Source organism: Neoroseomonas rubea (assembly GCF_016106015.1).
Taxonomy (GTDB): Bacteria; Pseudomonadota; Alphaproteobacteria; order Acetobacterales; family Acetobacteraceae; genus Neoroseomonas; species Neoroseomonas rubea.
Genome location: NZ_JACADQ010000010.1, coordinates 37,811 through 46,136 on the forward strand (window position 1 = coordinate 37,811; position 8,326 = coordinate 46,136).

Annotated in this window: 6 protein-coding genes; 3 read left to right on the forward strand and 3 right to left on the reverse strand. The window is 71.9% G+C overall.

Going from position 1 to position 8,326, the window contains the following annotated elements; genetic code table 11:
• Window positions 1-12 precede the first annotated feature (12 nt).
• Window positions 13-1,767 (forward strand): putative bifunctional diguanylate cyclase/phosphodiesterase, encoded by a 1,755-nt coding sequence (locus tag HW577_RS02665; RefSeq protein ID WP_198374510.1) that lies wholly within the window; start codon window positions 13-15, stop codon window positions 1,765-1,767.
• On the opposite strand, the gene HW577_RS02670 is transcribed toward HW577_RS02665, so the two are convergent.
• The 3 genes from HW577_RS02670 to HW577_RS02680 all read right to left on the reverse strand — a co-directional run bounded on the left by HW577_RS02670 (window position 1,720) and on the right by HW577_RS02680 (window position 6,707).
• The gene (locus tag HW577_RS02670) at window positions 1,720-3,903 is read right to left on the reverse strand and encodes an ATP-binding protein (protein ID WP_198374511.1); all 2,184 of its coding nucleotides are present in this window, start codon (window positions 3,901-3,903) and stop codon (window positions 1,720-1,722) included. The genes HW577_RS02665 and HW577_RS02670 overlap by 48 nt on opposite strands.
• Window positions 3,904-3,960: 57 nt before the next feature.
• Window positions 3,961-5,160, reverse strand: coding sequence for an MFS transporter (locus HW577_RS02675; protein ID WP_198374512.1), 1,200 nt, complete (start codon window positions 5,158-5,160; stop codon window positions 3,961-3,963).
• A gap of 110 nt (window positions 5,161-5,270) precedes the next feature.
• The gene (locus tag HW577_RS02680; protein ID WP_198374513.1) at window positions 5,271-6,707 is read right to left on the reverse strand and encodes an NAD-dependent succinate-semialdehyde dehydrogenase; all 1,437 of its coding nucleotides are present in this window, start codon (window positions 6,705-6,707) and stop codon (window positions 5,271-5,273) included.
• A 150-nt stretch (window positions 6,708-6,857) separates the two neighbouring features.
• Here HW577_RS02680 and HW577_RS02685 point away from each other — a divergent pair, with 150 nt between their 5' ends.
• On the forward strand, window positions 6,858-7,835 hold the full coding sequence (locus HW577_RS02685) for a Bug family tripartite tricarboxylate transporter substrate binding protein (protein WP_198374514.1): 978 nt from the start codon (window positions 6,858-6,860) through the stop codon (window positions 7,833-7,835).
• Window positions 7,836-7,913: 78 nt separating this feature from the next.
• A partial coding sequence (locus HW577_RS02690; RefSeq protein ID WP_198374515.1) for a hypothetical protein occupies window positions 7,914-8,326 on the forward strand: 413 nt, incomplete at its 3' end.

Here is an 8,326-nt window from a genome sequence, read left to right on the forward strand (position 1 = left end):
CAGGACTCCGCCATGTCGTCCGCCTTCCTCAATGCCACGACCGACGATCGCACCGGGCTCGGCGTGCTCGTCGTCGACGATGAGCCGGTGGTCCTCGAGCAGATCGGCAAGGCGCTCCGCCGGCGCGGGCATGAGGTGAGCCTCGCACCCTCGGCCGAGACAGCCGCGCGGATCATCGCCGAGCGAGGCGATCTCGGCGTCGTCGTCAGCGACATCCGCATGCCAGGGGAAGACGGGCTCGCCCTTGCCCGCCGCATCAACGCGACCGACAGCCGCATGCGGCCGGAAGTCGTGCTCATCACCGGCCATGCCTCGGTCGACGACGCCGCGGAAGCGGTGCGGATCGGCGCCTCCGACTTCATCCGCAAGCCGCTGCGCAGCGGGGAGATCGCCAACGCGGTCGAGGCGGCGATGGAGCGTGTTCTCGCCCGCCGCCGCAGCTTCGAGGCCGAGAGCGACCGGCTCGCCCGCATCGCCGAAGCCGAGGAGGAGGCCCGCCGCCAGCGCGGCGAGGACCCGCTCACCTGCATTGCGAACCGGGCCGCGCTGATCGAGCGGCTGCTGACGCCGCGGCGGGACGCCTGTGGCCTCGTGCTGATCGACCTCGACCGCTTCCGCCGCGTGAATGAGGCCTTCGGGCCCCGCGCCGCCGATGCACTGCTGATCGAGACGGCGCGCCGGATCCAGCAAGCCGCCGGGCGTGGTGCGCTGACCGCCCGCTTCGGCGACGACGAATTCGCCGTCCTCGTCGAGGGCGAGGCCGCCATGACGCTGCCGGCCCTCGCGGCGCGGCTGCACGGTGCCGTGGCGCAGCAGCTGGGCGGTGGCGATGTCCGGATCTTCCTGACGGCCAGCGTCGGCTACGCCGCCAGCCCCGTCGGAGACGGCGCCGCCTGCCTCCGCGGCGCCGAGGCCGCCATTCGCAACGCGCGGACCCGCGGCGGCGACCGCGTCGCCAGTTCCGACGAAGCGCGGGCCGACGGCTCGCTCCGCCGCATCGAACTCGCCGGCGCGCTACGCACGGCACTGCGCGGCAATGACGAGGTCGGGCTTGCCTACCAGCCGATCCTCCGCTGCTCGGACGGCCAGCTCCTCGGCTTCGAGGCGCTGGTGCGCTTCAGCGACCCCGCGGTTGGCCGCTGCGATCCGGACGAGCTCGTGCCCGTCGCCGAGCATTACGGGCTGATGGACGCGCTGGGGCGCCGCATCCTGCGCGACGCGCTCGCCGCGATCGCGGCCTGGCGGCAGGAAGGCCTGCCCTTCGGCCGCGTCGCGGTCAATGTCTCACCCACCCAGCTGCGCGCGCCGGACTTCGCGGTCGATCTCTGCCGCATGGTCTCGGCCGCCGGCCTGCCTGCCTCTGCCCTCTGCCTCGAGATCACCGAGACCGAGGCGCTGTCCGAGCAGGCATTGCCGACGCTGACGGCGCTGCGGGAGGCGGGCTTCGGCCTCGCCATCGACGATTTCGGCGTCGGTCATTCCTCCCTGGCGCGGCTGCGCGACCTGCCGGCCACGCTGGTCAAGCTCGACCGCCGCTTCATCGAGCGCCTTCCCGGTACGGAGCGCGACCGCGCCTTCTTCCGCGGCATGATCCAACTGACCGCCGCGCTCGGCCTGACGACAGTGGCCGAGGGGGTGGAGACGCCGGCGCAGCTCCAGGCGCTGCGCGAAGCAGGGTGCGACGCCTGCCAGGGCTACCTGCTCGGCGCGCCGATGCCCTCAGGCGACGTGGGTGGCTTCCTGCGCCGGGGCGTCCCGCAGGCCTGAATCCGCCGCCGGCGCGTCGCGCTCGGCGATCGCGAATTCCAGCGTGAACTCGGCGCCGTGGTCGACATTCGCCACGCGGATGGCGCCGCCCTGCGCAGCCATGATGCCGTGGCAGATCGCGAGCCCGAGCCCGGTACCCTGCCCGACCGGCTTGGTGGTGAAGAAGGGCTCGAAGACGCGGCCGACGACGTCCTCCGGCATCCCGCCGCCCGTGTCGCGCACCGCGAGCAGCACGCGATCCCCGGCCGGCGCCCGGCGTGCCGCGAAGATCAGGCGGCGCTGGCCTTCGGGCTGCTTCAGCATCGCGTCGCGCGCGTTCAGGCAGAGGTTAACGAGCACCTGCTCGATCAGGACGAGCTGGCCCTGCACGGGGGGCAGGCCATTCGGGATGTTGCGCATCACCTCGATGCCGGCCGTGCGCAGCGCCGCGCCCGCCAGCACCACGGCGCCGTCCACGGCGCTGCGAACCTCGATGGCGCCAAGCGGGCCGGCATCGCGCCGGCCGAAGACGCGCAGATGGTCGATGATGGTCTGCGCGCGCGCCGCCTGGCCGGCCACGGAACGCAGCGTCTCGAGCGCCTCGGGGATGCCGCGTGATCCTTCGGCCTCCAGCGCGTCGGCAGCGTTGTCGGCGCCGAGCGACATGGCGGTGATCGGCTGGTTCAGTTCGTGCGCCAGGCCCGTCGCCATCTCCCCGAGCGTTGCCAGCTTGGCCGCCTCCGTCGCGCGGGCGGCAAGGCGGCGCTCCGCGGTGATGTCGGCGCGGTAGCCCACCACCTCGCAGCCATCCTCGGTGTTGAGCACCACGCGCGCCGCGTCGCGCAGCCACACGGTGCTGCCATCCGCCCGCGTGACTGGGTATTCGACCACCGCGTCACGCCCCGATAGCAGGCGTGCGACGAATTCTCGCCGCGCATCGTCCTCCTCCGGCTTCGCCTTTCCGGCGTCGGGCAGAGTGGCCATGCCTGCGCTGGCGTAGGTGACCTCCATGCCCCGGCCACGTCTGATCCGGGCGCGATAGACGGCGACCGGCAGGCCTGCCAGCAGCGCCTCGATCTCCGCCCGCGCCGCGCCCGCGGCGCGTTCGGCGAGGCGTGCCTCCTGAACCTCGGTCTTGGCGTGAAGGCGCTCATGCCGCCGGCGCGCGTAAAGCGCGAGCAGGACGACAAGCGCGCTTGTGAGCAGCGCCGTCACCACCGCGAGCCGCGCGAAGTCTCGTACCGGAGCCAGCGCCTCCGCCGCGTCGATGCCGGTGCCGACCACGAGGGGCGTTCCGCCCATCATGCGGAAGGAGGTGAAGCGCTCGCGCTGGTCGGGTTGCGTCGCCGAGAGGATCAGCGGGGCGGAGCCCGCGGCGCCGGAACCTGGCAGAGGGGCGGCCAGCGCCACTTCCTCCGCCAGGGCACGCAGCGTGGCGCGGGACCGCGCGACATAGGTGCCGTCGCGCCGCACGACGAACATCACGTCGTTGGGCCGTGGCATCATCTCCGCCAGGTCGCGCGACAGCGCCACCGGATCGAGGGACATGACGGCGATGCCGAGGAACCGGCCGTTGCTGTCCTCCATCCGCCGGCTGAACTGCACCGACCAGCGACGGCTGATCGGCTCGATCTGCGGCACGCCAACCAGCAGGCCGCGCGTGCCGCCGAGATGCGCGAGGAAGGCCTGCCGGTCGAAGAAATCCGCGCGCGGGAAGGCGCTGGCCGACGACCAGCGCAGCGTGGCGTTGGTATCGATGTCGGCGATCTGCACCAGGCCGAGCCGGTTCGTCGCCGCGATGTCCGCGAGGTGGGAAGCGATAAGGTCGGCGGCCGGCCGGTCGCCTGCGGCCTCCAGCACGCGCCGCATCTCGACGAAGGCGAAGGTCGCCTCGATCCCCTCGATCGTGCGGAGCATGAACTGCTCGAGCGCCGCGGCGCCGACTTCGGCCTGGGCGCGCGCCTTCTCGGCCGCGTCGCGTCCCGCGCGCTGCACGAGCGCGACGGCGACCGCCCAGATCAGCACAAGCGAAAGTGCTACGATCAGCCCGGTCGCGAAGGCCCGCCAGGCGGGCCCTGACGGCAGCGCACGGCGGACCGCCCGCGCGGCGAGCGCCGAGCGGCTGTCTGCGGAAAGCGGGGCGAGACCGTTCGTCATGGTGTCCGGGACCGACTCTAGCGGGCATGCCCGCCCCGCGGCGAGAGCCCTATTGCGTCATATGTGGCGCCACCAGCGCCGCGTGGCGGCGAGCGCGGCAAGCCCCGCGAGTCCCGTCGCTGCGGTTGCCGCCGATGCGCCGAAATGTTCCGCCATCAGACCGAGAGCCAGGAATCCGATGGGCCCAAGGCCGATGCAGACCGACAGGAGGCCAAGCACCCGGCTGCGCATCTCGGGCGGCGTCGCAAGGAACACAAGCGTCGGCTGCATGATGGCGAAGCCGGCGCCGCCGACCCCCGTCAGCAGCAGTGCAAGGCCCGCGACGACCGGGTCGGTCGCCATCGCGAAGGCGGCGAGCATGGCGAAGTACAGCGTGATCCCGCCGAGATAGATCGCCTTGTACTGCGCGGGCTGCGCGAACAGCGCGATGGTGACGGCGCCCGCGAAGGCGCCGACGCCGTCGATGCTCGCCAGCACGCCGATGCCCGTCGGGCCGAGCCCGAGCCGGTCCTGCCCGATCACCGGGATCATCGAGGTGAAGGGCCAGCCGAACAGGTTGAACAGCAGCGTGACCAGCAGCGCGCCGACCAGGCGCGGCTCGCCGCGGACGTAGCGGAAGCCCTCGGCGATGCTGGCCAGCACCGAGGCGCGCCCCGCCTCGATGCGCATGGGGGCGCGCGACAGCCGAAGCACTGCAACCACCGCCGGCGCATAGAGCAGCGCGCCGAGCAGGAAGGCGCCGTCGAGGCCGATCGTGGCGAGCAGGACGCCCCCCAGCGTCGGGCCGAGGACCCTGCTGCCGTTGCTGGTCGCGACATCGACCGACATCGCCGGCCCCATCCGCGCCGGCCCGGCCACCTGGCCGATCATGGCGCGGCGCACCGGATTGTCGGACGCCCAGGCGATGCCGTTCATGAAGGAGGCGACGGCCAGGTGCCAGACCGCGACCGCGTCAGCGAGCGCGAGCGCGGCGATCGTGGCCGAGGTCACCATCTGCGAGAGAATGATCAGCAGCAGCGCGCGGCGACGGTCCATGCGCTCCGCCACGGCGCCGAGGAAGGCGCCGAACAGGCCCATGGGCAGCAGCCGCAGCATTGTCAGCAGCGCGACGATGAAGGCCGACCCGGTGGCGTTGTAGGCGAAGACGCCGACCGCGAGGGTTTCCACCCAGCGGACGACGAAAATGCAGAAGCCTGCGGTCCAGAGCCGCAGGAAGTCGCGGTCGCGGAAAAGGGCGCGCCAGGCGGGTTCCGGCATGAAAAACGGTCGGGGGGACGGGAACCTCCCCCGAACCCCCTCCCCATCTTTGCGACCAAAGAAGGTTGAGGGGGGTCCGGGGGGAGAAGTTCCCTTCTCCCCCCGCCTGCTTACAGTCCCGCCTGCGACACGAACTTCGTGTTCAGATAGGCCTCGATCGCCTCCGAGCCGCCCTCGCTGCCGTAGCCGCTGTCCTTCACGCCGCCGAAGGGCACTTCCGGCAGGGCGAGGCCGAGATGGTTGATCGTCATCATCCCGCTCTCGACGCGGCTCGCGACCGCGTTCGCAGTCTTGGCGCTGCGCGTGAAGGCATAGGCGGCGAGGCCGTAGGGCAGGCGGTTCGCCTCCTCCACAACCTCGTCGAGGTCGCGGAAGCGCGAGATCATGGCCATCGGCCCGAAGGGTTCCTCGTTCATCGCGCGGGCGTCCTTTGGCACGTCGGTCATCACCGTCGGCTCGTAGAAATAGCCCTTGTTGCCGATGCGCTTGCCGCCAGTGTGCACCTTGCCGCCCTTGGCCTGGGCGTCGAGCACCAGGGTCTCGACCCAGGGCACGCGGCGGTCATGCGCGAGAGGGCCCATGGTGGTGCCTTCGGCCATGCCGTCGCCGACCTTCAGCGCCTTGGTGTGCTCGACGAACTTTTCGACGAAGCCGTCATACAGCTTTTCCTGCACCAGGAAGCGCGTCGGGCTGACGCAGACCTGGCCCGCATTACGGAACTTGGCCCCCGCCAGCGTCTTCGCCGCGAGGTCGAGATCGGCATCGTCGAACACGATCGCCGGCGCGTGGCCGCCGAGTTCCATCGTCACGCGCTTCATGTGCTGCCCGGCGAGGCCCGCGAGCAGCTTGCCGACGGGGGTCGAGCCCGTGAAGGTCACCTTGCGGATGACCGGATGGGCGATGAGGTATTCGCTGATTTCGGCGGGCACGCCGTAGACGAGATTCGCGACACCTGGCGGCAGGCCGGCATCGACGAAGGCGCGGATCAGCTCGGCCGGCGAGGCGGGCGTCTCCTCCGGCGCCTTGACGATGATGGAGCAGCCGGTGGCAACCGCGCCACAGAGCTTGCGCACCACCTGGTTGATCGGGAAGTTCCAGGGCGTGAAGGCGGCGACGGGGCCGACCGGCTCCTTGATCACGAGCTGGTAGACGCCGTCGGCGCGCGCGGGGATGACGCGGCCGTAGGCGCGGCGGCCTTCCTCGGCGAACCAGTCGATGATGTCGGCGGCGGCCATCACCTCCACCTTCGCCTCGGCCAGCGGCTTGCCCTGCTCGAGCGTCAGCAGGCGGGCGGTCTCGTCTGCGCGGGCGCGGAAGATGTCGGCGGCCTTGCGCATCAGCTTGTAGCGCTCGAAGGCGGAGACCTTCTTCCAGGTCGCGAATCCATGGTCGGCGGCGGCCAGAGCCTCGTCCAGGTCCGCCTTCTCGGCATGGGCGACGGTGCCGATCACTTCCTCGGTCGCCGGGTTTAGCACGTCGATGGTCTTGCCGGAGCGCGCGGCGCGCCACTCCCCGTTCACGTGCAGCAGGACGTTCGGATAGGCCATTGGCGAATTCCTCCAGCGGTTCGGATCTTGGCGCGCACCCTAGCCCCGCGCCCGCTGCCGGGCCAGCCATGGCACCTTGCCGCCCGCGCATGGCTGGCCGATGGTTCGCGCCAAGAAGGCCGCAGGGCCACAAGAACCGGAGGATCCGCCATGACCCGCATCACCCGCCGCGCCGTGCTCGGCGCGGGTGCCGTGCTCGCCCTTCCCGCCGCGCCACGGGCCCAGGGCGCCTTCCCGACGCGCCCGATCACCGTGATCGTGCCCAACCCGCCCGGCGGCGGTACCGACTTCGCCGCACGGCTGTTCCAGGAAGGCATGCAGACCGCGCTCGGCCAGCCGGTGGTGATCGAGAACCGACCGGGTGCGAACGGCAACATCGCGATCAACGCGGTCGCGCGCGCGCAGCCCGACGGCCACACGCTGTTGCTGCAGTACAACGGCTACCATGCCGGCAATCCGGCGATGATGCAGAACCTGACCTGGGATCCGATCCGGGACCTGGCGATCGTCGGCATGGCGACGATGGCGCCACATGTCATTCTCGTGGCTCCGAACGTGCCGGCGACCACGCTCGCCGAATTCATCGCCCATGCGCGCGCCAATCCGGGGAAGCTCAACTACGCATCCTCCGGCAACGGTTCGATCCAGCATATCGGCGGCGTGCTGTTCTCCCGCGCGATCGGCGCCGAGATGGTCCACGTGCCCTATCGCGGCGCCGCGCCGGCCCTGCAGGACGTCGCCGGCGGTCGGGTCGAGATGTTCATCACCACCCCGTCCTCAGCCGTGGCACTGATCCAGGGCGGGCGGGTGCGCGCGCTCGCCATGGCCAGCGCGCGCCGCGCGCCCGGCCTGCCGGATGTGCCGACCACGTCGGAAGCTGGCCTGCCCGGTTTCACGCTGGATGCCTGGTTCGCTTTCGCCGCGCCGGCCGGCACGCCGCGCCCGGTCCAGGAACGGCTGAACGCCGCCATCCGCGGCGTCGCCGAACTGCCGGCCGTGCGGCAACGCGCCGAGCAGGCCGGCGCCAGCACCGCCGCCATGACCCTCGGGGAGCTCGATGCGCTGGCGCGGCGGGAGGTGGCGGAGCTCGGCGCCGTGATTCGCGCCGCGGGCATCACCATCGAGTAGGACCGGGCGCGGCAATCGCCACTCGCCCCGCCACCCAGAAATGGAGCAGGCTGCGCGGCGGAAATTCCGGAGCGAGCCGTGCTGCGCCTGATCGTCGCGCTGGTCGCCCTGCTGGCATTGCCGGCGCGGGCGGCCGAGACCTCGTTTCTGGCCATGCTGCGCTATGCGCCGCTGCCGGCGCCGGCAGTGCTCGCGCCGGGGCGCGTCCTGCTGGCCTATGCGCGGGCGGACCTGATCGCCGGCACGCGCGGCCCGACCGCTGCGCCGGGCCATGCCAGGCTCGCGGCGCTGACGACCGGCCGCGGCCACGCCTACCTTGCGGGCCTCAACGCCGTCGTCGCCGCGGACTGGCCGCAGGCGAGCGGCTTCGACTTCGACGCCGTGGAGGCGGTGCTGCTGGTGGAGGGCGAGGTGCCGAACGCCTTCCGCCTGCTGGCCGGCGCGCGGCTGCCCGGGTTGCCGGCGCTCGGCGCCGCGCTCGCGCGCGTCGG